Source organism: Actinomadura rifamycini DSM 43936 (genome assembly GCF_000425065.1).
GTDB lineage: Bacteria > Actinomycetota > Actinomycetes > Streptosporangiales > Streptosporangiaceae > Spirillospora > Spirillospora rifamycini.
Map to the genome: position 1 here is coordinate 15,568 of NZ_AULB01000013.1, position 22,574 is coordinate 38,141.

Annotated in this window: 23 protein-coding genes; 10 read left to right on the forward strand and 13 right to left on the reverse strand. The window is 72.8% G+C overall.

All coding sequences use genetic code 11. The features are described 5' to 3' along the window. The 3 genes from H505_RS0113015 to H505_RS0113025 form a co-directional block, all read right to left on the reverse strand. The gene (locus H505_RS0113015; protein WP_026402344.1) at window positions 1-1,143 is read right to left on the reverse strand and encodes a DegT/DnrJ/EryC1/StrS family aminotransferase; all 1,143 of its coding nucleotides are present in this window, start codon (window positions 1,141-1,143) and stop codon (window positions 1-3) included. 5 nt (window positions 1,144-1,148) lie between these two features. Then, entirely contained in the window at window positions 1,149-2,486 is a 1,338-nt protein-coding gene (locus H505_RS0113020) for a YveK family protein (RefSeq protein ID WP_026402345.1), read from the reverse strand. A 91-nt stretch (window positions 2,487-2,577) separates the two neighbouring features. Next, window positions 2,578-3,222, reverse strand: a complete 645-nt coding sequence (locus H505_RS0113025) for a response regulator (RefSeq protein ID WP_026402346.1) — start codon at window positions 3,220-3,222, stop codon at window positions 2,578-2,580. A gap of 203 nt (window positions 3,223-3,425) precedes the next feature. Between H505_RS0113025 and galE the strand changes: the two genes are divergently transcribed. Continuing rightward, complete coding sequence (galE, locus tag H505_RS0113030; protein WP_026402347.1) at window positions 3,426-4,427, forward strand: UDP-glucose 4-epimerase GalE; 1,002 nt, start codon at window positions 3,426-3,428, stop codon at window positions 4,425-4,427. A gap of 34 nt (window positions 4,428-4,461) precedes the next feature. Here the strand turns inward: galE and H505_RS47595 are convergent, their stop codons facing one another. From H505_RS47595 to H505_RS0113050, 4 genes are all read right to left on the reverse strand, one after another. Then, the gene (locus H505_RS47595; RefSeq protein WP_051300619.1) at window positions 4,462-5,043 is read right to left on the reverse strand and encodes a hypothetical protein; all 582 of its coding nucleotides are present in this window, start codon (window positions 5,041-5,043) and stop codon (window positions 4,462-4,464) included. A gap of 7 nt (window positions 5,044-5,050) precedes the next feature. Then, window positions 5,051-6,163: a methyltransferase domain-containing protein gene (locus H505_RS47600; RefSeq protein ID WP_051300620.1), complete on the reverse strand. Its 1,113-nt coding sequence runs from the start codon at window positions 6,161-6,163 to the stop codon at window positions 5,051-5,053. After that, window positions 6,160-6,564 (reverse strand): transposase, encoded by a 405-nt coding sequence (locus H505_RS48900; RefSeq protein ID WP_158642338.1) that lies wholly within the window; start codon window positions 6,562-6,564, stop codon window positions 6,160-6,162. The genes H505_RS47600 and H505_RS48900 overlap by 4 nt, the downstream gene beginning before the upstream one ends. A gap of 96 nt (window positions 6,565-6,660) precedes the next feature. Beyond that, a complete protein-coding gene (locus tag H505_RS0113050) occupies window positions 6,661-6,906 on the reverse strand; it encodes a sensor histidine kinase (protein ID WP_026402349.1) in 246 nt (81 codons plus the stop codon). 328 nt (window positions 6,907-7,234) lie between these two features. On the opposite strand from H505_RS0113050, the gene H505_RS41585 reads away from it, so the two are divergent. Continuing rightward, entirely contained in the window at window positions 7,235-8,080 is an 846-nt protein-coding gene (locus H505_RS41585) for a GntR family transcriptional regulator (RefSeq protein ID WP_026402350.1), read from the forward strand. A gap of 9 nt (window positions 8,081-8,089) precedes the next feature. Here the strand turns inward: H505_RS41585 and H505_RS48905 are convergent, their stop codons facing one another. Next, a complete protein-coding gene (locus H505_RS48905) occupies window positions 8,090-8,386 on the reverse strand; it encodes a GntR family transcriptional regulator (protein ID WP_084550200.1) in 297 nt (98 codons plus the stop codon). A gap of 92 nt (window positions 8,387-8,478) precedes the next feature. On the opposite strand from H505_RS48905, the gene H505_RS0113060 reads away from it, so the two are divergent. After that, on the forward strand, window positions 8,479-8,907 hold the full coding sequence (locus tag H505_RS0113060; RefSeq protein ID WP_026402351.1) for an NUDIX hydrolase: 429 nt from the start codon (window positions 8,479-8,481) through the stop codon (window positions 8,905-8,907). 165 nt (window positions 8,908-9,072) lie between these two features. On the opposite strand, the gene H505_RS49815 is transcribed toward H505_RS0113060, so the two are convergent. The 3 genes from H505_RS49815 to H505_RS0113075 all read right to left on the reverse strand — a co-directional run bounded on the left by H505_RS49815 (window position 9,073) and on the right by H505_RS0113075 (window position 12,889). Continuing rightward, window positions 9,073-9,486, reverse strand: a complete 414-nt coding sequence (locus H505_RS49815; RefSeq protein ID WP_157432985.1) for a hypothetical protein — start codon at window positions 9,484-9,486, stop codon at window positions 9,073-9,075. Window positions 9,487-9,838: 352 nt separating this feature from the next. Further along, window positions 9,839-10,162, reverse strand: a complete 324-nt coding sequence (locus H505_RS0113070) for a hypothetical protein (RefSeq protein ID WP_026402353.1) — start codon at window positions 10,160-10,162, stop codon at window positions 9,839-9,841. 159 nt (window positions 10,163-10,321) lie between these two features. After that, window positions 10,322-12,889, reverse strand: a complete 2,568-nt coding sequence (locus H505_RS0113075; RefSeq protein ID WP_026402354.1) for a SpoIIE family protein phosphatase — start codon at window positions 12,887-12,889, stop codon at window positions 10,322-10,324. 83 nt (window positions 12,890-12,972) lie between these two features. On the opposite strand from H505_RS0113075, the gene H505_RS0113080 reads away from it, so the two are divergent. Next, window positions 12,973-13,506, forward strand: a complete 534-nt coding sequence (locus H505_RS0113080; protein ID WP_157432986.1) for a hypothetical protein — start codon at window positions 12,973-12,975, stop codon at window positions 13,504-13,506. A gap of 10 nt (window positions 13,507-13,516) precedes the next feature. On the opposite strand, the gene H505_RS0113085 is transcribed toward H505_RS0113080, so the two are convergent. Both H505_RS0113085 and H505_RS0113090 read right to left on the reverse strand, forming a co-directional pair. After that, complete coding sequence (locus H505_RS0113085) at window positions 13,517-14,386, reverse strand: LLM class F420-dependent oxidoreductase (RefSeq protein WP_026402356.1); 870 nt, start codon at window positions 14,384-14,386, stop codon at window positions 13,517-13,519. Further along, window positions 14,383-14,913 carry a nuclear transport factor 2 family protein gene (locus H505_RS0113090; RefSeq protein ID WP_026402357.1) on the reverse strand — a complete coding sequence of 177 codons (531 nt, stop codon included), beginning with the start codon at window positions 14,911-14,913 and terminating at the stop codon, window positions 14,383-14,385. Before H505_RS0113090 ends, H505_RS0113085 begins: the two co-directional genes overlap by 4 nt. A 304-nt stretch (window positions 14,914-15,217) precedes the next feature. Between H505_RS0113090 and H505_RS41590 the strand changes: the two genes are divergently transcribed. The 6 genes from H505_RS41590 to H505_RS0113125 all read left to right on the forward strand — a co-directional run bounded on the left by H505_RS41590 (window position 15,218) and on the right by H505_RS0113125 (window position 22,506). After that, entirely contained in the window at window positions 15,218-16,840 is a 1,623-nt protein-coding gene (locus H505_RS41590; protein ID WP_034517865.1) for a glycine/sarcosine N-methyltransferase, read from the forward strand. Between the two features lie 193 nt (window positions 16,841-17,033). Beyond that, window positions 17,034-17,672: a TetR/AcrR family transcriptional regulator gene (locus tag H505_RS41595; RefSeq protein ID WP_034517812.1), complete on the forward strand. Its 639-nt coding sequence runs from the start codon at window positions 17,034-17,036 to the stop codon at window positions 17,670-17,672. 225 nt (window positions 17,673-17,897) lie between these two features. Further along, the gene (locus H505_RS0113110) at window positions 17,898-19,112 is read left to right on the forward strand and encodes a PucR family transcriptional regulator (RefSeq protein WP_026402359.1); all 1,215 of its coding nucleotides are present in this window, start codon (window positions 17,898-17,900) and stop codon (window positions 19,110-19,112) included. Between the two features lie 31 nt (window positions 19,113-19,143). Further along, a complete protein-coding gene (locus tag H505_RS0113115; protein ID WP_026402360.1) occupies window positions 19,144-19,767 on the forward strand; it encodes a TetR/AcrR family transcriptional regulator in 624 nt (207 codons plus the stop codon). Beyond that, window positions 19,764-21,122, forward strand: a complete 1,359-nt coding sequence (locus H505_RS41600) for an MFS transporter (RefSeq protein ID WP_034517814.1) — start codon at window positions 19,764-19,766, stop codon at window positions 21,120-21,122. The genes H505_RS0113115 and H505_RS41600 overlap by 4 nt, the downstream gene beginning before the upstream one ends. Continuing rightward, window positions 21,109-22,506: a pyridoxal phosphate-dependent decarboxylase family protein gene (locus tag H505_RS0113125; RefSeq protein WP_026402361.1), complete on the forward strand. Its 1,398-nt coding sequence runs from the start codon at window positions 21,109-21,111 to the stop codon at window positions 22,504-22,506. The genes H505_RS41600 and H505_RS0113125 overlap by 14 nt, the downstream gene beginning before the upstream one ends. Window positions 22,507-22,574: the final 68 nt, after the last annotated feature.

The window sequence follows — 22,574 nt, forward strand, 5'->3', positions numbered from 1 at the left end:
TCAGCCCCGGGCCCGCAGCGCCTCGGTCAGCGCGGACACCACCCGGTCCACCTGGTCGGCCGTCAGCCCCGGGTACAGCGGCAGCGACAGCAGCTCCCCGGCGATCCGCTCCGTCACCGGCACCGACGCGCACTCCTCCGCGCCCAGGATCTCCTGGTAGGCGGTCATCTGGTGCGCCGGGATGAAGTGGACGGACGTCGCGACGCCGGCCTCCTCCAGTTCGGCGCTCACCGCGTCCCGGTCGGGCACCCGCACCTGGTACAGGTGCCACGCGTGCGTGATCCCGTCGAGGTCCCGCTGCGGCAGCGTCAGCCCCGGCAGCCCCGCGAGGGCCGCGTCGTACGCGGCGACGATCTCCGCGCGGCGCCGCTGCCAGCCCGGCAGCGCCGCGAGCTGCGCCCGCCCGATCGCCGCCTGGACGTCCGTCATGTTCGCCTTCAGCCCCACGGCCTTCACGTCGTAGCGCCAGCTCCCGCCCGGCAGGTAGCGGCGCCACGAGTCCTTCGACATGCCGTGCAGCCGCATCGCCCGCACCCGGTCGGCGAACTCCGGGTCGTCCGACGCGACCGCCCCGCCCTCGCCGATCGGCATGTTCTTCGTCGCGTAGAAGCTGAAGCACGCCGCGAACGACGCCGAACCCACCGGCGCGCCGCCGCGCGCCGCGCCCGGCCCGTGCGCGGCGTCCTCGACGACCCGCGTCCGGTCCAGCCCCGCCGCCTCGGCGAGCGCCGCGACGTCCACGGGGTAGCCGCCCTGGTTCTGCACGACCATCGCCGCCGCGCCCGCCCGCGACGCCGCCGCCGCGACCGTCCGCGCGCTCGGGACGAGCGTGTCCTCGTCCACGTCCACCAGCACCGGCCGGTGGCCCGCGTGCAGGATCGCGTTGATCGCCCCGCAGAATGTCAGGCTGGGCGTCAGCACCGCCGAACCGGGCGGCAGCCCGAGTGCCCGCAGGCTCAGCTCCAGCGCCGTCGTGCACGACGCCACCGCCACCACGTGCGGCGCGCCCAGGTAGTCGGCGAACTCCTGCTCGAACTGGGCCGTCTGCGGGCCCGTGGTGATCCACCCCGAGTCGAGGACCTTGACGACGGCGTCGGAGACCTCTCCGGCCAGCGACGGAACGGTGAAGGGAACGGAACTCATCTGCCCTACCTCTTGATCTTCCGGGTACCGACGACCCCCAGCAGCGGCCACCCCGACGCCGCCACCAGGTCACGCACCGCCTCCAGCCCCGACACCGCGGTGACCGGACCGACCACGACGACGACACCGGCGGACGCGTCCGCCCCCGGGTCGACGTCCTCGAACGCGTGCACGTGGCAGGGCTCCCGCGACGGCACCGGCGTCCGCCGCGCGACCTCGCCCGCCTTCTTCGCCATCACCGCGGTGCCCGCCCGCACCACCGACGTGCTCGTCTTCTTCGCCGCGGGCCCGCTGCTGTTCGCCGCCGGCCCGTCCCCGCCGTCGTCCGGCCGCTCCTCCTCCGGCTCCTCCGTCCGCGCGTCGACGAGCTTCGTCTCGTCCCCGTACACCGCGGACGCGACCGTCGACACCAGCTCGGCGGGCAGCGGGCCGGGCGCCCCGACCAGCGTGATCTGCGCGACGCCCTCCCGGCGCGCCGCGAGCCGCGTGCACCGGCCGAGGTCCGCCAGCTCCGCCGGGCCCCGGTCCGCCCAGCCCAGCAGCGGGACGCCCAGCCGCCGCGCCACCCGGCGCTGCCCCGGCACCGTCGGCCGCAGCATCTCCCACACCACCGCGACCAGGATCGCCAGCACCAGCCCGACCAGCCCCGCGATCGCCGCCAGCATCACCATCGGGTCCGACTCCGGCGCGAGCACCGCCGGCTGCACCACCGACGCCGAACCCGCCGCCGTCAGCTGCGACGTCAGCTCCGTCCGGCTCGACCGCAGGTCCGTCAGCTCCGCCTGGACGCGCTCCCGCTCGTTCATCGCCCCGACGTCGGGCACCGTCCCCGACGCCCGCCGCGCCAGCGGGGCGAGCTTCTCCTCCAGGTCCCGGATCCGGTCGTTGATCTCGTCGATCTGCTCCGTCAGCGCACCCCGGTTCGACTCGTTGATCTGCTCGACCACCGCGTCGCCGACGGCGTCCGCCAGCTTCCGCGCCGCCTCCGGGTCGGCGTCCTCGACCGCCAGCTCCACGATCGTGGCCGTGCCGAGGCCCGTCACCTCGATCTTCTTCGCCAGCTCCCGCGGGTCGCGGTCGATCTTCTGCTCCTTCAGCACCGCCGTCAGCAGGTTCCGGCTCGTCGCGTAGGCCGTCACCTGGCTGACCACGATGCTGACGCCCGCGTCCCCGACGGCCGCGTCGGTCACGCTGCCGCTCGCCTCGATCCGGGTCTGCGCGACCGCGGGCGGCTCCCGCCCGTTCATCACGAACCCCACGACCAGCACGGGGACAACGGTCAGGACCAGCAGGAGCGCCCAGTAGCGGCGCCCCACCCGCGCGGCGACCTCGTCGAGTTCCACGATCTTCCCTCCGCCCTCGTCAGGCCGAGCGTAAGAACGTCGTAACCGCGCGAAATCGCCCAAAAGACGACCCCGGCCTACGCCGTTTGCATCAGTCCCGCGGCCGCATCCCCGCCCGCATCGCGAGCGTGATCGCCTCCAGCGCCGAATGCATCCCGAGCTTGGCCAGCAGGTTCTGCGTGTGCGTCCGCACCGTGTTCGCCGACAGCCCCAGCCGGTCCGCGATCTCCGCGCGGCCCAGGCCGTCCACCATGCACTGCAGGACCTCCCGCTCCCGCGGCGTCAGCTCCGGCAGCCGCTCCTCCTCCGCCCCGCCCACGAGCCGGCGCAGCACCTCGCCCAGCACCTCCGGCGGCACCCACCCGCCGCGCCGCGCCGCCGACCGGATCACCCGCGCCACCAGCTCCGCGCTCTCCGTCTTCGACAGCCACCCCACCGCGCCCCGCCGCACCGCCTGCACCAGCACGTCGAGCTCGCTCATCGCCGTCAGCACCACCACCCGCACGTCCGGATGCGACTCCCGCAGCCGGTCCAGCACGTCCAGGCCGCTCTCCGCGCCGAGCGTCATGTCCAGCACCACCACCTGCGGGCGCTCGGTCGCGGCCAGCGCCAGCGCCCGCCGGGCGTCGGCGGCGATCGGCAGGATCACCAGGTCGGGCTCCCGCCCCAGCCGGGCGGCGAGCGCCTCGGCGAACAGCGTGTGGTCGTCCACGATGAGGACGCGGATGGGTCGCATCTCCCGACCATGCCGCGTCCGGCGCCCGTCCGGATCCCGCAAACGCTGTACTCGCCCCGCCTCGCGCGCCCGGAGGAACCGTGCGCGGACGCCCGCCGCCCCGCCCCGGTTGACGCCCGTCCGAACTCGGACACCGGCGTTGACCGCCCCCGTGACGCTGCGGATTCTGTGCGTGTCCAGGCACTGGCTTCAGGGGATGCCACATGAAAGTCCTGATCACCGGGGGAGCCGGCTTCATCGGCAGCACGATCGCGTCGGTCTTCGCCGAGCACGGCATCACGCCCGTCGTGCTCGACAGCCTCGTCACGGGGCGGCCGGAGTTCACCGCGGGGAAGATCTTCTACCAGGGCGACATCGGCGACGGGGACCTCATCGACGCGATCTTCCGCGAGCACCCCGACGTCATCGCCACCGTGCACTGCGCGGCGCTCATCGTCGTGCCCGACTCCATGCGGGACCCGCAGCGCTACTACCGGGTCAACCTCGCCAAGACCCTCGACCTCGCGGGGCACCTGCTCCGCAACGGCGCCGACCGGATGATCTTCGCCTCGACCGCGGGGATGTACCGGCCCGAACCCGACCTCTCGGTCACGGAGACCTCGGCCCTCGACCCGCAGAACCCCTACACCCGCTCGAAGATGATGGCCGAACTGCTCCTCCAGGACCTCTGCAGGGCCCACGGCCTCCGCGTCATCTCCCTCCGCTACCTCAACCCCATCGGCGCGGACCCCCAGCTCCGCTCCGGCCTGCAGAGCAGCAAACCCACCCACGCCCTCGGCAAGATGATCGAGTCCTACGAGCTCGGCGTCCCCTTCAAGATCACGGGCGTGGACTGGGAGACCCGCGACGGCACCGCCGTCCGCGACTACATCCACGTCTGGGACATCGCCCGCGCCTTCTACGAGGCCGCGACCCGCTTCGACGCGGTCGTCCCGCCCAAGTCCGACCACCCCGGCTACGAGGTCGTCAACCTCGGCACCGGCGGCGGCACCACCGTCCGCGAGCTCGTCACCGCCTTCCGCGAGGTCGTCGGCGACGCGTTCCGCGCCGAGGACGCGCCCGCGCGCCCCGGCGACGTCGTCGGCGCGTTCGTCCGTCCGGAGAAGGCGTGGGACCTGCTCCGCTGGAAGCCCGAGTACACGATCGAGGACGCGATCCGCCACTCCCTCAAGTGGGCCGAGCGCCGCCGGACCCTCGCCCCCTGACCGCGTGCGGCCCGTCCGGCGGAGCCGGACGGGCTCACAGCCGCGCGAACCGCCGCACCAGCAGGACACCCGCGACGGCCCCGGCGCCGACCAGCACGATCCACCGCGCGGTCTGCTCGGCGGGCGACAGCGGGATGAGCGGATGCGGCGCGCGGAACCAGAGCATCTCCGCAGCCGCCCCGGCGGGGACGACGAGCCCCGCGAGGAGCCCGAGCGGCCCCGGCCGTCCGACACACGCCCCGAGCGCGCCGAGCGGGGGCCCGAACACGGCGGCGGCGACGCCCCAGAACACCAGCGCGCCCGCGTGCCAGCCGAACGGCTCCTGGCGGAGCACCGGATCGAGCACGTAGTACGCCGCCGTGGCCGCGAAGAGCGCGCCCGTCCCGGCCGCGGCCCCGAGCGGCGCCCGCCGGGCGTACCACCCGGCGGCCAGGGCGAGCGCGGCCCACGACCACCCCACGCCCAGCAGCCGGCTCGCGACCTGAAGCACCGGCGCCGCCACCGTCCCGGCGAGCGGCTCCCCGATGCCGGTGTAGGGACTCGACAGCGCGTTCAGCAGCGACGTGACCGCCCCGAACACCGCCCCGACCGCCACGGCGACGACAACTTTGATCATGAAAGAACTATCCCAAATCCCCCATCCCTCTCCCGCGCCCGCGGTGCACGAGGCGCTGCCCGTCCGGCCCGACGGCGAGCCCGAAGTCCTCGACCCCCGGCCGTCCGTGCCCGATCCACCAGGCGTGGGCTTCCTCGACGCGCGTCCAGACGTCCGAGGGCCCGCCGTGCTCCACGTGCGCCGGGACGCGCTCCGACGCCTTCGCCCACGAGCCGTCCGGCGCCGTGATCTGCGCGCCGCCGGCCTCGGAGTAGGCGTTGATCCCCGGTAGCCGCTGCCAGATCAGCAACGACAGGCCCGGCGTGCGCAGCGCACCCGCGCCGACCTCGCTCGTCCGGCTCCGCACGGACGTCGCGTCGATGTGGACGGGCTCCGGCGCGCCGGGCCGCGACACGTCCGGACGCGCGGACATGAAGCCCCACGTACAGCTCACGAGCGGCCCACTCGCCGTCCCGTCCGCGCCCACGGTGAGGAGCGCCAGCGCGCCCGCCCAGGTCATGCCCCGTGGACGGACGTCGGCGAGGACGACCCCGCCCGGACGAACCTGCTCGATCCAGGCACGCGGGACGCGCTCGAAGGCGACGGTCGCGATGACCCGGTCGTACGGAGCCCGCCCCGGGCACCCGAGCGCACCATCGCGCGCCTCGAGACGAGGGACGTACCCCGCACCGGCAAGCCGTCCCCGAGCGGCCTCGACCAGCTCCGGGTCGATGTCGACCGACGTGACGTTCTCCGCTCCGAGCCGCTCGGACAGCAAAGCGGCGTTGTACCCGGTCCCGGTGCCGATCTCGAGGACGGTCATGCCGTCCGAGACGTCCAGAAGCTCCAGCATCCGCAGCATCAGGCTCGGCCGCGTGGTCGAACTCGTGGACCATGCGAACCCGTCGTGCTCCTTGCGCTGCGTCACCAGCGTGTCGTCGCTGTAGACCGCGTCGAGCCACCGAAGATCACCGGCGCGCACGACTCCGGCCTCATCGTCGTGGAACGCGGGCACGAAGACGTGCCGAGGCACCGCCGCGACGGCTTCGCGCCATGCGGAGTCGGTGATCGCGCCTTGCCGCGCGAGCCCATCGGCGAGGGCGGCCGCGCGGCCGCGCCAACCATCGAGGTCGTCGGTCATACGGCCGCTCCGAGAAGGGTGTCGGCGACGGCCTCCGCGATGGGAGCCCCTGTCTCGTCCTCCAGCCAGGCCCACTGGGAGCCCGGCCCGCACTCGAGGAACCACCATGCACCGTCCTCGGTCACGGCGAATGCCATCAGCTTCGCCCAGATCAACGCCCAGACCCCGGCTCGCTGGAAGCAGCGGAACAGCCGGTAGACCGACTGCCAGTGCCCGTAGCGTTCGGGCACGTCACGCCACGGTGCGCCGACCCGGGTCCGCCACCGGACGCCGTTCACCAGCTGCCGGCGCGACCATTTGGGCGGACGGCCACGTCCGCGCCCGTCCGGCAGCAGCGGCTCCAGGACCCGCCATTGCCGGTCGGTCAGGTCTTTGCGGGCTCCGATCGGTACGCTGGGCACGAGGTCTCCGGTGGTGATGGTCTTCTTGGTCGTTGATCCATCTACCGGAGACCTCACTCGTCTCCAGGCGCGACATGCCGCCCGAACCAGGACTTTCTAAACAGGACCTAACAGGACCGAGTCGCGCTCGCGCGTGAGCCGGACCCGCACCTTCCGATCCGGCGTACACCGCAGCGCGTTGGTGACGAGCTCGCTGGCAACAAGCTGCACGTCGTCCACGATGCCGAGCAGCCCCCACTCCGTGAGCCGAAACTCCACGAGCGTCCGCACCTGCCCAGGCGTCGTCCGAGTGACGACACAGGTCAGGTCCAAGTTCGCAGCGGCAGCGAGTCTGATGTCCATTACGTGCGCCCTTGTCTGGCTCGACCTTAGGAACTTCTCCGACCCCGTGGTCGAGCCGGTCGTGGTGATCCATGCCTGTAGGCGACGGCGGTCGTCGTAGGTTGGACGAGCGTCATCGGAGATTCCGGATCGCGTACCTGTGGTGCTCGCACGCCCTGTGGCTAGGGGGATAGCGGGTCTCGCTTCCGACATGCCGGGTACGTCTGTAGGGTGCGAGCGACGATCTCGGACGGTATTTGCTTCAACAAATCTCGTCCGAGCTTCATCGTCTCCATAGCCTGCAGGTCTGTCAATAAGCTTCAACAAATAGATGCGATGGGGTGGACACGTGGGGGCAGCTCGGTACAACGAGATCGCCGACGACCTGCTGCGCCGGATCGACGAAGGTGAGTGGCAGGCGGGCGAGACGCTGCCGCAGATGGAGAAGCTGGCGAAGCACTACGACGCGAGCCGGAACGTGGTGGCCCGTGCGGTCGGCAAGCTCGCGCAGGAGGGGCGGTTGGTGTCGGTGCCTCGGCGGGGCACGGTCGTCCGGCCGAAGCATCGGAAGACGGTCATGCGTACCGACTTGGTCAGGCGGAACACCCGGCACCTGAAGGACGGGCGGGAGTTCGCTGCGGGCTACAGCTTCCCGGCGGCCATGGGCAACGAGCTGTGGGTGCACCATATCGAGCCGGAGGTCGGTGAGGCGCCGATCGAGGACCCGCGGTTCGCGCACATGCTGAACGTGCCGGTCGGGACGACGGTCATGAGGCGTCTGCGCGTGACGGGGCCGGAGGGGGAGCCAGCCTTCCAGATTTCGACGACGTGGATCCACCCCAGGATCAGCAGAGAGGTGCCAGAGGTCGCGGAGCCGTTCGGGACGGGTCCGGGTGCGTGGGTCGACGCGATCGAGGCCGCGGGGCACGGGCCTCTGGAATGGCTGGAGAGGCGTCGGGTGCGGATGCCGACGGCAAGCGAGACCAAGTCGCTGCTGATTCCGGCCGAGCTTCCCGTCTGGGAGATCGCTCGCATCAGCTACAGCGCGAAGGACGAGAAGGCCGTTGAGGTGACTCAGGTCGTCATCCCGGGCGACCGTATGGAGGAGGTGTCGCGTCTGCGGCGGGACGAGTCCGCGCTGTGGCCGCACGCCGACGCCGGCCCCGACGGCCGTCCGGTGGCCCCTGCCGGGTAACGCTCGCCCTCAGACGAGAACCGGTGGACGGGAACGGACGAACACTCCCTTCCCGTGCTCCGCGACAGTCAGCCCTTCGCTTTGGAGTATCTGAAGAGCGTTTCGCACTGTCATGCGAGCTACTTCATAATGTGCGATCAAGTTGCTCTCGGAAGGAAGTTTTGCTCCGGGCGGGAACCCGTTGCTTTCGATTGCCACCCGAAGATGGTCCGCAATCTGCTTGAATACCGGCCGGTCGCTGAGTGGGTCCACTTCCGGAAGTTCAAGGCCAGCCACGTGAGGCAACTCCTCAACTCGTACGTACATGTACTACGGTGAGTGTAGCCACAGGCGGGAGAGCAATAGCGTTCGCGAGTAGCTGGCCAGTGGTTCCTTAGACTCGTACCAGGGGGCACGACATGCTGGACGGTCGTCACTCGGTCAGTGTTGCCGGGGTCGTCGTGGACGAGCGGGGCCGTGCGCTACTCATGCAGCGAAGAGACAACGGGCACTGGGAGGCTCCCGGCGGGATCCTCGAGCAGGGCGAAAGCATTGTCGCTGGAGTGCAGCGAGAAGTGCTGGAGGAAACGGGCCTGCTGGTGACGCCGGTCGGGCTTACCGGAGTGTACAAGAATATAGTTCGCAGTATTGTTGCACTGGTCTTCCGCTGCACGGTCGACGGTGGCGTGCTGACCCCGTCCGAGGAGAGCAAGGCATTCTATTGGGCCACCGTCGAGGAAGTTCGAACGCTGGCAAATGAAGCGTTTGCGGTCAGGGTAGTGGACGCCATGGCCCATCATGCGACCGTCCCCATTCGGCATCATGATGGCGTCCGGATCATCGGGTGACGGACGGGCAACGGGAACGAGTACTCATCGCGTTCGGTGAGGGCACGTCGTCGCACGCGTACTTCGTCGAGCCAATCCGCTGGCTCGAACGCCTTGCGGCGGGGGCCGTCCCCGGAGCCCTTGCTGAGCAAGGGCGTCCAGGTACGCCCGTTCGGAGACCCTCGGTCAGGCCCATGCGTCGAGGCTTCGGCAGCCCTCCGTGGTTTTCCCCTTGATCTTGCAGGCTATGACATTGAGATACATGTCCTCCGGCAGGTTCCCGCTCTTCCAGGACGTGCAGTACGGCGAATTGCGGCCCTGGGTGGTCGCGCTGCGAATGACCTGGCCTTCGTTGGTGACCAGCCAGCCGATGACCCCCCAGCCGTCGGCCTCGGTGTCGCAGACCCTCAATGCGTCGCCGGGGATGAGTGGGGTGGGGTCGGAATTGAAGTGCGCGTACCCTGCGCTGCCGCACCAGGTCATATCGCAGAGGCGCACGTGTACCACCGCATCCTGGCTGGCGTGCGCTGGGGACGCGGTAATGGTCATTGCCGCGGCCGCCGTTCCCGCCGCCACCAATATGGTGGAAATCTTTTTCATGCCCATGCTCCCGTCTGCTGGCGCCCGCTCCGGCTATTTGCGGTGACTTTCGCTGTCAGGGTGCCACACGGCGGTCAATGGTTATTGATCCTGGGTCCACAGCCGCATGACGATCCGTGAACCTGTCCCGTCCCGTCCATCGGTCGCCCCGGGGCGGGCGGCGGGAGAAGGAGCGTGCGGCCGGTGAGATCCGGCTCGACGCCCTGTACGGGGCGGACGGCCTCCGGTCGCCGCACATCGACGCGTCCGTCCTCTGCCGCTGGGAGTCGGGTGACCGGCGCCCGAGCGACGAGCGGACCGAGTACTTCTGCCGCCTGTACCTGAGCAATTATCTGACGGGAGAAGTCGCCGCCTACATTTCACTGAGTGCGATGGACATGAGCGCTACAGCGCACGAGAGTCCGCCGAGTAGAACGACCCCGGACGCCGCCAAAGCGAGCCCTGGTCGCAGCATGCGGCGCGCCACCAGGTAGGCCGCCCCGCACGCCAGAAACGCGGCCACCGCGAGGTAGAGCACGAATATGGACGCCAATCCCACGAGCACGGCGGCGCCCACCGCGGCCGCCACCCTGGCCCCACCTCGAAGGTCGCGACCGACGAGCAGGTAAGTGACGACCCCGGCGAAGCCGGCGCACCCGGCCAGCACTGCGACAATGGTCAGGTCACCGGCATTCATACGTTTTCCTTCGCTCCGGAAACATGATGGCATCACGTACGACTCGCTCCCACCCCGAAAAGTTCGCTCACCAATTCGCGTTGATGGAACGAGGCCCGTGCCAAGGCCGTGACGCTCCCGCACAGGGGACATGCGGTGCGCTCGTCGCCGGGCGGCTAGTCAGCCGGTGGGGCGGAGGGCGATCAGGGCGATGTCGTCGGTGCCGTCGGCGCCGAGGCGGATGAGGAGTTCGTCGCAGAAGACGCCGAGGGGGGCGCGGGCGAGGGCGCCGACGTGCTCGCGGAGGCGGTCGAGGGAGGCGCCGATGGATTCGTCGCGGCGCTCGATGAGGCCGTCGGTGTACAGCAGGAGGGTCGAGTGCGGGGGGAGCGGGGTGCGGGCCGCGGGGCGGGGCAGGTCGACGCCGGTGCCGAGCATGAGGCCGGAGCCGTCGTCGAGGTAGCGGGTGGCGCCGTCGGCGGTGGTCAGCAGCGGCGGGGGGTGGCCCGCGGAGGAGTGGAGGAGCTCGCAGTCCGCGCCGGAGCCCTTGACGACCCCGTAGATGCAGGTGGCGGTGGCCTCCTCGGCGAGGAGGCGGTTCGCGACGTCGAGGTGGTGCAGGACCGCCTCGGGCGGCTCCTGGCAGACGACGGCGGCGCCGCGCAGCATGCTGCTCAGCCGGCTCATGGTGGCGGTGGCGTTGATGTCGTGGCCCGCGACGTCGCCGATGGCGATGGCGAGGGCGCCGTTCGGGAGGACGAAGCCGTCGTACCAGTCGCCGCCGGCCTGCGCGGTGATGGTGGACGACGCGTAGCGCGCGGCGAGCTGGAGGTGCGCGGGGGACGGCAGCGGCGGGAGCAGGGTGCGCTGCAGGCTGTCGGCGATCCGGCGGGCGTGGTCGTACAGGCGCGCGTTCTCCACGCCGAGGGCGATCCCGTGGGCGAGGTCCTGGACGAACGCCAGGTCGTCCTGCGTGGGCGGGCCGGGCGGGACGCGGCCGAGGGTGATGGCGCCGAGGACGTCGCGGCGGGCCCGCAGCGGGGTGATGACGGCGTTGTCCGCGCCGAGCTGGTCGAACAGTTCGGCGTACCGGATGTCGAGGGGGCCGTCGCCCTCGACGGCGGCGCCGGTGAGCAGGAGGGGGCCCGCGCCGCGCAGCGCGCGGGCGAGGGGGCCGCGGGCGGCCTGGGTGAGCGGGGGGAAGCGGCCCTCGTAGACGGCGGGGGACGGCAGGTCCGGGTCGTGGTGGACGACGATGACGCGTTCGACCTCGCCTTGCTCGTCGAGGAGGTCGATCGCGCACCAGTCGACCAGCCGCCGGGTGAGCGCGCGGCCGACCTGGCGGAGGCCCTGGGTGAGGTCCTGGGCGCTGCTCAGCGCGCGTTCGCAGTCGGTGAGGAGGGACAGCCGTTCGAGGGGGGACAGGTCCATGCTCGGACGGCGGCCCCGGCGTACGGGCTCGCGGGGGCCTTCCGGCCAGCGGGTCTCGCCGGGTTCGGGGGCCTCGGGCAGGGGCGCGGCGGTCCGGGGGAAGAGCTGGGCGACGAAGACGGTGTGCCCGTCGTCCTTCTCCTGGCCCTGGATGAGGAGGCGGACGGGGACGGTGCGGCCGTCGCGGTGCAGGGCCGGGAGGGGCACGGCCCGGCCGAGGATGCGGGGGCGCCCGGTGAGCAGCAGCGACGTGAACGCGGCGACGTGCCGGTCGCGGAGGTGCTCGGGGATGAGGACGGTGAGGCGGCGGCCGAGGAGCTCGTCGGCGTCCCAGCCGAGGAGGTCCGCGGCGGCCTCGTTGACGGCGGTGATCCGGTGCCGGTCGTCGGTGGCGACGGTCGGGAGCAGGCTCTGCCGGATCTGGTCGGCGTCCCACGGCATGGGGGTGGGGTCGCGGGCCGCGACGGTCCACGCGGTGGGCGGCCGGTCCTCGTCGAGCCGGCCGATGAGTTCGTCGAGCAGCCAGTGCCTCAGGTCGGCGCTCTGGGGGAGCGGCGGGCGGCTGAGCAGGGCCTCGGTCCGGGTGGCGTCGTCGGCCCGGTCGAGGACGTCGCGGAGGGCGGCGAGCGCCGGCGCGGCGTCCGCGGGGACGGACAGGTCGAGCGTGCGGATGTCGGCGTCGGGGTCCCGGTCCGCCGCGGCGAGCCAGGCGCTGAGCATGTTGTTGGCGTCGTGGGCGGTGCGGAGGGCGTCCGGGGCGACGCCGAGGGGGTCGCCGGCGGCCGCGGAGAGCAGGAGTTCGCGCAGGACCGCGTGGCGGTGCTGCCGGGCGGCCATGCACAGCTCCCACGGCACGTCGACGAGCGTCACGGTGCGCCGGGCGCCGCCGGGCGGGTCGGGAGGCCCCCAGGAGGACGGCGCGGGCGCGCGGGGGCCGCCGACCTCGAACCACACCGTCTTGCCGTGCTCGTCGGTGTCGACGCCGTACCGGTCCGTCAGCCGCTCGATCAGGTACAGGCCGCGGCCGGTGTCGGTGTAGGGGTGGCGGCGCCACGGGACGAGCCCGCGGTGCGGCGCGCGGTCGGTGACGCGCGCGTGGACGGCGGCGCCGGTGCGGAGCGACACCTCGATCTCGGTGCGCGCGTGGAGCACCGCGTTGGTCACCAGCTCGTCGACCGCGAGCACGGCCGAGTCCACCGTGTCGGGGGCGGCCACGCCGGTGAGGCGGTCGCGGACGAACCGCCGGGCGAGCGCGGGGCTGTCCGGCCGCGGCGGGAGCAGCCGCCGTGTCGCCTCCATGGTGTCGGCATCGCTCATAGGCCCGATTCCTGCCCGGCGACGCGGGGGTCATGCGCGGGAACCCGCCGCGGACGTGCGGCGTCCCAGGGGCGGACGGCCGCGTGCGGCGTGGGGTTCGTGCCGAGGAGCGCATCATCGAAACCGCGGTGAAGGTCGCCGGGCTGGTGGTCTCCGGGCTGCTGGTGTGGTTCTTCTTCAGCATCGTCTACGAGGTGTCCGCCCACAACGGACGGTCCATCGGCGCGGTGTACGGACGGGCGGGGGAGCCGGGCACGCTGACCGTGACCGGCGACAGGCCCGCCGGGGGGCGGGGGAGCGGGCGGCGGTGCGTCGGGACGTTCGTGCCCGCGGGCGGCGGTCCGGCGGTGACGGAGATCCCCGTGGCCGTGGGCCGGGGGCGCTGCGAGGCGGGGCGCACGGAGCGGGCGCGGTTCGTCCCCGGCTACGACAGCCTGCTGCGGACCGAGCCGGACAAGGCGTACGGGCGGACGGCGGGCGCGGGCGGCCTGATCGTCGCGCTCGTGTTCGTCGACCTCTTCTGCGGGCTGCTCGGCCTCATGTTCGCGATCTACACGTTCGCGTTCGGTGGTTCGCTGGTCACCGGGCTGCGGCGGCGGGTCGGTTCGTCCCGCTGAAGGCCGGGCCCTACGGCTCGATGTCGAGGCCCGCCGCCTCGGCGAACGCCTCCAGCTGCTCGAGGTAGTGCGCCAGGGACTCGTGCCGGACCGTGAGGTTGATGTGGGTCGCGCCCGCCTCCGCGGCCTCGGCGATGACCTCGCCGACCCGGCCCGGGGCGCCGGCGGGGTCGAGGCGTTCGCCGGGGGTCAGGACGACGTCGAACCGCTCGGGCGCCTCGTGCCGGTCGAGCATCCGGCGCATCTCCTCGGGGGCGGGGCCGCCGAACGACCGCGGCGCCGGGCACCAGCCGTCCCCGAGGGTGACGGCGCGGCGCAGGGCCCGGTCGCTGTGGCCGCCGACCCACAGCGGGACGCGCGGCTGCGCGGCGTGCGGGTCGACGACCATGTCGCGGAACGCGTAGTAGGGGCCCTCGTACGACACGGTCCGGCCCGACAGGGCGGCCCGCAGGGCGCGGAGGGCGTCGTCGGCGCGCGGCCCGCGGTCGTCGAAGGGGGCGCCGAGCAGGTCGAACTCCTCCCGCAGGTTCCCGACGCCGAACGCGAGGGTCAGCCGCCCGCCGCTGAGGTGGTCGAGGGTCCCGTACCGCTTGGCGATCTCCAGCGGGTGGTAGAAGGGCAGGACGAGCACGTAGGGGAGGAAGCGGATCCGGCGCGTCCGGCCCGCCAGGAAGGCGAACGTCGCCAGGGGGTCGTAGAAGCGTTCGCCGCGCGGCAGCCCCGGGGGGACGGCCACGTGGTCGGGGCACGTCAGGAACGTGTAGCCGAGCCGGTCGGCGGCCTGCGCGACCCGGAGCAGTTCGGCCGTCCCCGCCTCGGCCTCCCAGGCCGGGCGCCGGCCGGAGAGCGCCACGATGGGCGAGCTGATTCCCACTTTCACGCGTCCGTCTCCGTTCCGTGCAGTTTCCGCTGGAGCCGGATCAGGGGGTCGTCGCCGTCCCTGGATCCGGCCGGTCCCGGGGCTTCGCGGGGCATCAGGCGTCCGGCGTCGGAGCGGGTCCACTCCCGGACGGCCCACCGCTCGGCGATCGCCCACCGGCCGTCCCGCAGGGCCATGTGGTCGACGAACCGGACGCCGCTGGTGAAGTTGGCGCGCGGGTCGTCGGCGGGTTCGCCCCAGTGCACCGACGTCCCGTACGTCTCGCTGATCGCGGTGTCGCCGAGCAGCTCGACGAGGTGGTTGGCGACGATGTGCATCGTGCCGCCGCGCCGGGCGCGCAGCCGGGGCTCGACCCAGGCGAGGTACTCGTCCACGGTGCCGTCGAAGCCGGTGTGGTGGTCGATCGCGTCCGGGTGGTAGGCCGACCGGACGAGCGCGAAGTCGAGCCGGTCGATGCCCCGGCAGTAGCGCAGGACGACGTCGTGGATCTGCCGGCGGTCGGACGCTTCGTCCCGTGGGGGGCCCATGGTGGGCGAGCGTGCAGCACGCGGCGTCCGTCCGGCGGCCGGGTCCCGCTGGACGGGACGGGCGGGGCGCCCGGCGCCCGTCCTGTGGGGGCGATGTTGCGCTGATCACACACCGTGTTAGCGAAAAGTACCGAGGGAACCCCTTATAGAAACCTGTGCGCAGGGCTAACGTTCGCCCTGAATGTCACGTTCGTGGCTGGTTGTCACGGAATGGAGTCTTCGGCATGCCGAACGTGACAACGGTACGTGTCCGACGAGTCGCTCAGAGTCCTATCGGGGGCCGTGCGCACAGGGAGGCAGACCGATTCAGCGTCAAGATTTCGGCGAGAACCCGACCGAGGTCCGCGACACCAACCACTACGAGAAGGAGTACGTCCACGGCTTCGTGGAGAAGTGGGACGAACTCATCGACTGGAGGAGGCGCTACGAGAGCGAGGGCACCTTCTTCATCGACCAGCTGAAGGCGCGCGGCGTCAAGCGGGTGCTGGACGTCGCCACGGGCACCGGGTTCCACTCGGTGCGGCTCGTGCAGGAGGGCTTCGACACCGTCAGCGCCGACGGCAGCCAGGAGATGCTGCGGAAGGCGTTCGAGAACGGCTTCACCTACGGCCAGTACGTCCTCAAGGTGGTGCAGGCGGACTGGCGCTACCTGAACCGGGACGTGCACGGCGAGTTCGACGCCGTCATCTGCCTGGGCAACTCCTTCACCCACCTGTTCTCGGAACGCGACAGGCGCAAGGCGCTCGCGGAGTTCTACGCGATGCTCAAGCACGACGGCGTACTGATCATCGACCAGCGCAACTACGACTCGATCCTGGACGACGGGTTCAGCAGCACGCACTCGTACTACTACTGCGGCGAGGAGGTCACGGCCGAACCCGAGTACGTCGACGAGGGGCTCGCGCGGTTCCGGTACCGCTTCCCGGACGGGAGCGACTACGCCCTCAACATGTTCCCGCTGCGGAAGAACTACATGCGGCGCCTCATGCGCGAGGTCGGCTTCCAGCGGATCGACACGTTCGGGGACTTCCAGAAGACCTACCACGAGGCCGACCCCGACTTCTTCATTCACGTGGCGGAGAAAATGTACCGGGAAGACGACGTGAGCGGCTCCTACTCGACCGCGGTGAGCACCGCGCGGGACTACTACAACTCCGACGACGCCGACGCCTTCTACCACTCGGTGTGGGGCGGGCGGCACATCCACGTCGGCGTCTACGAGGACGGCGACACCATCGACGCGGCGAGCGCCCGGACGGTCGAGCGGATGGCGGCGGGCCTGCGGCTGGCACCGGACGTCCACGTCCTGGACGTCGGCGCCGGGTTCGGCGGCTCGGCCCGGTACCTCGCCGGCACGTACGGCTGCAAGGTCACGTGCCTGAACCTGAGCGAGGTCGAGAACGCGCGCAACCGCGCGGCGAACAAGGAGGAGGGCCTCGACGACCTGATCGACGTGGTCGACGGCTCGTTCGAGGAGCTGCCGTTCCACGACAACGCCTTCCACGTCGTGTGGTCGCAGGACGCGCTGCTGCACGGCGGCGACCGCATCCGGGCGCTGGAGGAGATCGTCCGGGTCCTCAAGCCGGGCGGCGAGTTCGTCTTCACCGACCCGATGGCGGCCGACGACTGCTCGCGCGACGCGCTGCGTCCCATCCTGGACCGGCTCCACCTCGACACGATGGGCTCGCCCGGCTTCTACCGCCGGGAACTGGCCCGGCTCGGCCTGTCGGTCGAGTTCGACGACCTCACGCCGCACCTCGCCACGCACTACGCGCGGGTGCTGCGGGAGACCGAGGCGCGGGAGGCGGAGATCTCCCGGAAGATCAGCGCGGACTACCTCGACCACATGAAGACCGGCCTGCGGAACTGGGTCGACGGCGGCGCGCACGGCCGCCTGAAGTGGGGCGTCTTCCGCTGCGGGAACTGACCGCCGGACGCCGGACGACGGCCGGGCGGCGCGCGGGCGCCGTCCGGCCGCGGCCGTTCCCGGTCCGGTCGGCCGCGGAGTTCCGCTGGTGGGGGGCGGTGCGGGGCCCGGTCCGCGGTGCGGACCGGAGGCCGGTGATCGCGGCGGAACGTGATCTGCGGAACAATGGGGGCGATCTCGGCGAGGAGGCGTTGTGAGCGCGGAAGTGCGGTTCACCGTCACGCGGACGCTGACCAAGGACCAGCAGGCGCGGCGCGAGCGGCTGATCGACGCGGCGTGGACCCTGGCGGTGGAGGGCGGCTACCCGGCCGTCACCATGCACGACGTCGCGGACCGCGCGGGCGTCGCGCGCGCCACCGTCTACCGCTACTTCGCCACCAAGGACCACCTGCTCACCGAGGTCGCCGCGACCTGGGCGCACCGGGTCACCGACGACATCGACGCGCTCGCGGTCGGGGACACCCCGGTCGAGCGGCTCACCGCCCTGCTGGAGCGGATCGTGCACGTCGCGGCCGACAACGTCACCCTGACGTCGGCGATCATCCAGGCGGTGACGGCGGACGACTCCAGCGTCGACGACTCCCGCAACGTCGTGTTCCTGTTCCTGCGGGACCGGCTGTCGGCGGCCATCGGCGACCCGGTGCCGCAGCGCGAGGACGTCGAGATCGTGCTCGGGCACGTGCTGCTCGCCGCGCTGGTCAGCGTCGCGTCGCTGCACCGCCCCGCGGACGAGGTCGCGGCGATCGTCCGCACGTCCGGACGGCTCGTGCTCGCGGGCGCCCTCGCCGCCGGGGAGCGGCCCGCCGAGGCGAACGGGACGGGCGGCCTGTAGCGCGCGGCCGGTAGCGCGCGGCCGGTCGCGGGCGGCCGGTTGCGCGCGGCGGATAGCGCGTGCGGACCGATCGGCGCGGCCGTACCGGGCTTCGCGGCCGGACCGATTGTCACCGGAGTGACAACCGCCGCGGCGCATTGCGTTCCCGGCGGTACAGCCCCTTGCGCGTGTGGTCGGTAGCTTCCGGAGCGTCCCCTGGACACCGCGGGGGCGGGAGGTGGAACCGTGACCACGACCCTTCAGGAGCGTTCGCCGCTCAAGCCGTGGGCGGGCGTGCCCAGCGAGCTCTCCGAGGTCTTCCGGCCGCACCTGGACGGCCTGGCCGAGGAGATGATCGAGGAGATCCTGGCCGGGGTCCCCGAGTACTCCCGCCCGCAGGACGAGGAGTACGCGCGGCTCGTCCGGCTCGCCGTGGAGGGCGCGCTGCGCCAGTTCGTCGACCTGATCATGGACCCGGACAGCTCGTGGGAGCAGGTCGCGGCCGTCTACCGGGAGATCGGCTGGGCGGAGGCCCGGGAGGGGCGCAGCCTCGACATCCTGCAGACGTCGATGCGGCTCGGCGCGCGCGTCGCGTGGCGGCGGCTGGCGGTGGAGTCCGAGCAGCACAACATGTCGCGGCACACCCTCGCCAGCCTCGCCGAGGCGATCTTCGCGTTCCTGGACGAGATCGCCCGCGCGGCCACCGAGGGCTACACCAAGGCCCGCGAGCAGGAGGCCGGCGAGCTGGAGCACCGCCGCCGCCGGCTGCTCGACATGCTGCTGGCCGAACCGCCCGCGTCGTCCCGGGCGGTCGCCGACCTGGCGCGGCTCGCGCAGTGGCGGGTGCCGCGCACGGTCGCCGCGGTCGTCCTGTACGAGCGGGGGCGGCACCCGTTCTCGCACCCGTCGCTGCCGCCGGACGTCCTGTCCGACGTGAACCGGCGCGAGCCGTGCCTGCTGGTGCCGGACCCCGAGGGGCCGGGGCGGGGCCGGATGCTGGAGTCGGCGCTGCGCGACTGGGTGGCCGCGATGGGCCCGACGGTCCGCACCGAGGACGCCGCGAAGTCGCTGCGCTGGGCGCGGGAGGCGCTGCCGCTCGCGCGCCGCGGCATCCTGCCGTCCGACCGGCTGATCCGGTGCGCCGACCACATGCCGGCGCTGGTGGTGTTCAAGGACGAGGAACTGGTGCGGGCCGTCGCGGACCTGCGGCTCGCGCCGCTGCGGTCCGTCCGGCCCCGGCATCGCGAGCGGCTGATGCGGACGCTGCTGTCGTGCCTGCAGAACGGGTTCAACGCGACCGAGGTCGCCGCCCGCCTGCACGTCCACCCGCAGACCGTCCGGTACCGGCTGCACCAGCTCGAGGAGCTGTTCGGCGACCGCCTGTACGAGCCGGAGGCGCGGCTGGAGATGGAGATGGCGCTGACCGTCTGGCTCACCGCCCCGTCTCCATCAAGCGATTGACCAAGGCGCGCCGGAGGTCTACGGTCGGCGCATGACCAGCGACTCCGGCCGGGAGCGCATCCTCGACGTCGCCACCCGGCTGTTCGCCGCGCACGGCTACGACGGCACGTCCACCCGGCTCATCGCCGAGGCGGCCGGGCTCAACATCGCCACGGTCGCCTACCACGTCGGCGGCAAGCGCGACCTGTACCTGGCCGTCATGGAACGCGCCCACCGCGCCGAACGCGCCGCCCTGGAGGCGGCCGTCGCCGACCTCCTCGGCGACCCGCCGCCCGGCGGCCCGGGCGGGGCGGCGCTGCTCGCGCTCGTCGACCGGTACATCGACTTCTGCGCGGCGAACCCCGCGGTACCGGCGCTGTGGATGCACCGCTGGCTGTCGGACGCCGCCGACGTCGCGCACCTCGAGAACCTCTACGTCCGGCCGCTCATGGACCTCGTCGTGAGCGCCGTCCGCCCGTTCGCCGACGACGGCGCGGACGTCGAGTACGCCGTCTGGACGGTCATCTGGGCGACGCACGGGTTCGCGCGCGGCGGCGCCCTCGACGCGGACGGCCGCCGCCGCGGCATGGACGACCCCGCCGAACTCGCGCGGTTCCGCGCCCACCTGCACCGGCTCGTCACCGCCTCCCTGGGGCTCCCCGAGGGCGCGCGGTGAGCGCCCCGGCGACGACGGCGGCCCCGGCCCCGCTGACACGCGCGCGCCTGTTCGGCTACGGCGTCGGGTCGGTCGGCACGGGCGTGTTCTCGGCCGTCCCCGGGCTGCTCCTGCTCTACTACCTCACCGACGTCCTCGGCGTCGGCGCGGCCGTCGCGGGCGCCGTCCTCGTCCTGCCGAAGGCGTGGGACGTCCTGCTGAACCCCGTCGTCGGCGCCGCCAGCGACCGCGAAGCCGTCCGGACGGGGCGCCGCACCCGGCTGCTCCTCGCCGGCGCGTGCACCCTGCCCGTCCTGTTCGCCGCGATGTTCGCCGTCCCGGTGGACTCGCCCGGGTTCGCCGCCGCCTGGACGGGCCTCGCGTTCCTCCTCGCCGCGAGCGCCTTCGCCTGCTTCCAGGTCCCGTACGTCGCGCTGCCCGCCGAGATCTCGGCCGACCCCGCCGAACGCGGCCGCGCGATGGCCTGGCGCGTCGTCTGCCTCACCCTCGGCATCCTCGTCGCGGGCGGCGTCGCCCCCGCCGTCACCGACGCGGCGGGCGGCGGCCGCGCCGGGCACGCCCTGATGGGGCTCGCCGTCGGCGCCGTCATGGCCGCCGCCCTGCTCGGCAGCGCCCTCGCCACCCGCTGGATCCCGTCCAGCCCTGGCCCGCACGCGCTCGGCCTCCGCGCCGCGCTCCGCACCGCCCGCGGCAACCGCCCGTTCTTCGCCCTGCTCGCCGCGTACGTCCTGCACACCCTCGCGGTCGCGATCATGCTCGCGGGCGCCCCCTACGTCGCGGCCTACCGGCTGGACGACTACGCCCTCACCTCCGCGATGTTCGTCTGCATGGTCGCGCCGAGCGCGTTCGCGGTGCCGATGTGGCGGGCGCTCGCGCGCCGGTACGGGGCCGTGCCCTGCTACGCCGCCGCGCTCACCGCGTTCGCCGCCCTCGTCGCCGCGCTCTTCCCGCTGATCGCGTCGACGGCCGCGGTGCTCGCGCTCAGCGCCGCCGTCGGCGTCTGCTACGCGGCGACGCAGTTCCTGCCGCTCGCGCTGCTGCCCGAGACCGTCCACGCCGACGCCGGACGCACCGGGCACGCCCAGTCGGGCGCGTTCACCGGCCTGTGGACGGCCGCCGAGACCGGCGCGCTCGCCCTCGGCCCCGGCGTGTTCGCGCTGATCCTCGCCGCCTGCTCGTTCCGCTCGTCCGACTTCGACACCCCGGCCGTCCAGCCGGACACCGCGCTCACCGGCGTCGCCGCCGGGTTCACGCTCGTCCCCGCCGCCCTGCTCCTGCTCAGCGTCCCCCCGCTGCTCGCCTACCGGCGGCTCGCCGCCGCCCACGCACCGAGGACCCCCGATGCCCCTGCCTGAGGACGGCCGCCCCGCCGCCGACCTGCTCGACCGGCTCGCCGCCCTCCGCGGCGCCGACCTGCCCGTCCGCGGCGGCAAGGTCACCGCGTACGTCTACGACACAGGACGCGACGCCGTCCACGACCTCGCCGCCGCCGCCTACGCGGAGATGCTCGAAGTCAACTGCCTCGACCCGACCGCGTTCCCCAGCATCGTCGCCCTCGAACGCGAGGTCGTCGGCGCCGTCGCCGACCGGCTCGGCGGCGGCACCGGCGTGTTCACCAGCGGCGGCACCGAATCGATCATGCTCGCGGTGAAGGCCGCGCGCGACGCCCGCCCCGTCGCGGGACGGCCGCAGATCGTCCTGCCGGTCACCGCGCATCCCGCCTTCCACAAGGCCGCGCACTACCTCGGCATGGAGGCCGTGGCCGTCCCCGTGGACGACGGGTTCCGCGCCGACCCCGCGGCCGTCGCCGCCGCGATCACCCCGCGCACCGTCCTCGCCGTCGCGTCCGCGCCGTCCTACCCGCAGGGCGTCATGGACCCCGTCCCCGAGATCGCGGAGATCGCCGCGTCCGCCGGCGTCCTCTGCCACGTGGACGCCTGCGTCGGCGGCTGGGTGCTGCCGTGGCTGCGCGACACCGGACGCCCCGTCCCGCCGTTCGACCTCTCCGTCCCGGGCGTCACCTCGCTGTCGTGCGACCTGCACAAGTACGGCTACGCGCCCAAGGGCGCGTCCGTCGTCCTGTTCGCCGACCCGGCGCTGCGCCGCCGCGCCTACTTCGCGTCCGCCGAATGGCCCGGCTACACGGTCATCAACTCCGGCGTCCAGTCCAGCAAGAGCGCGGGCCCGCTCGCCGCCGCCTGGGCCACCCTCCACGCCGTCGGCGCCGCCGGCTACCGCGACCTCGCCGCCCGCGCGATGGACGCCGCCGAACGCCTCGCCGCCGGGCTCCCCGACGGGCTGCGGGTGCTCGGCGCGCCGGTCGTCCCGCTCGTCGCCGTCGCCTCCACCGACCCCGCGCTCGACGTGTTCGTCCTCGCCGACGAGGCCCGCGCCCGCGGCTGGTTCTTCCAGCCGCAGCTCTCGTACCGCGGCATCCCCGCCAACCTGCACTTCACCATCACCGGGGTGTCCGACACCGGCGCGCTCCTCGACGCCCTCGCCGCGTCCGCGGAAGCCGCCCGCGCCGCCGGACCGCCGCCCGTCCCCGACGGGCTCGCCGAAACCGTCGCCGGCCTCGACCTCGACGCCCTCACCGACGCCGGGTTCGCCGAACTGCTCGCGTCCGTCGGCGCCGAACCGTCCGGCGGGATGGCCGTCGTCAACACCGTCCTCGACGCGCTCCCCCCGGACACCCGGGAGGCCCTCCTGATCCGCTACCTGTCGGCGCTGTACGCCTGACCGGACGCGCCGTCCGCAATAGGGCCGATCGGGCATACCGCTGTGGCATCATGCGGGCGGGTAAGCAG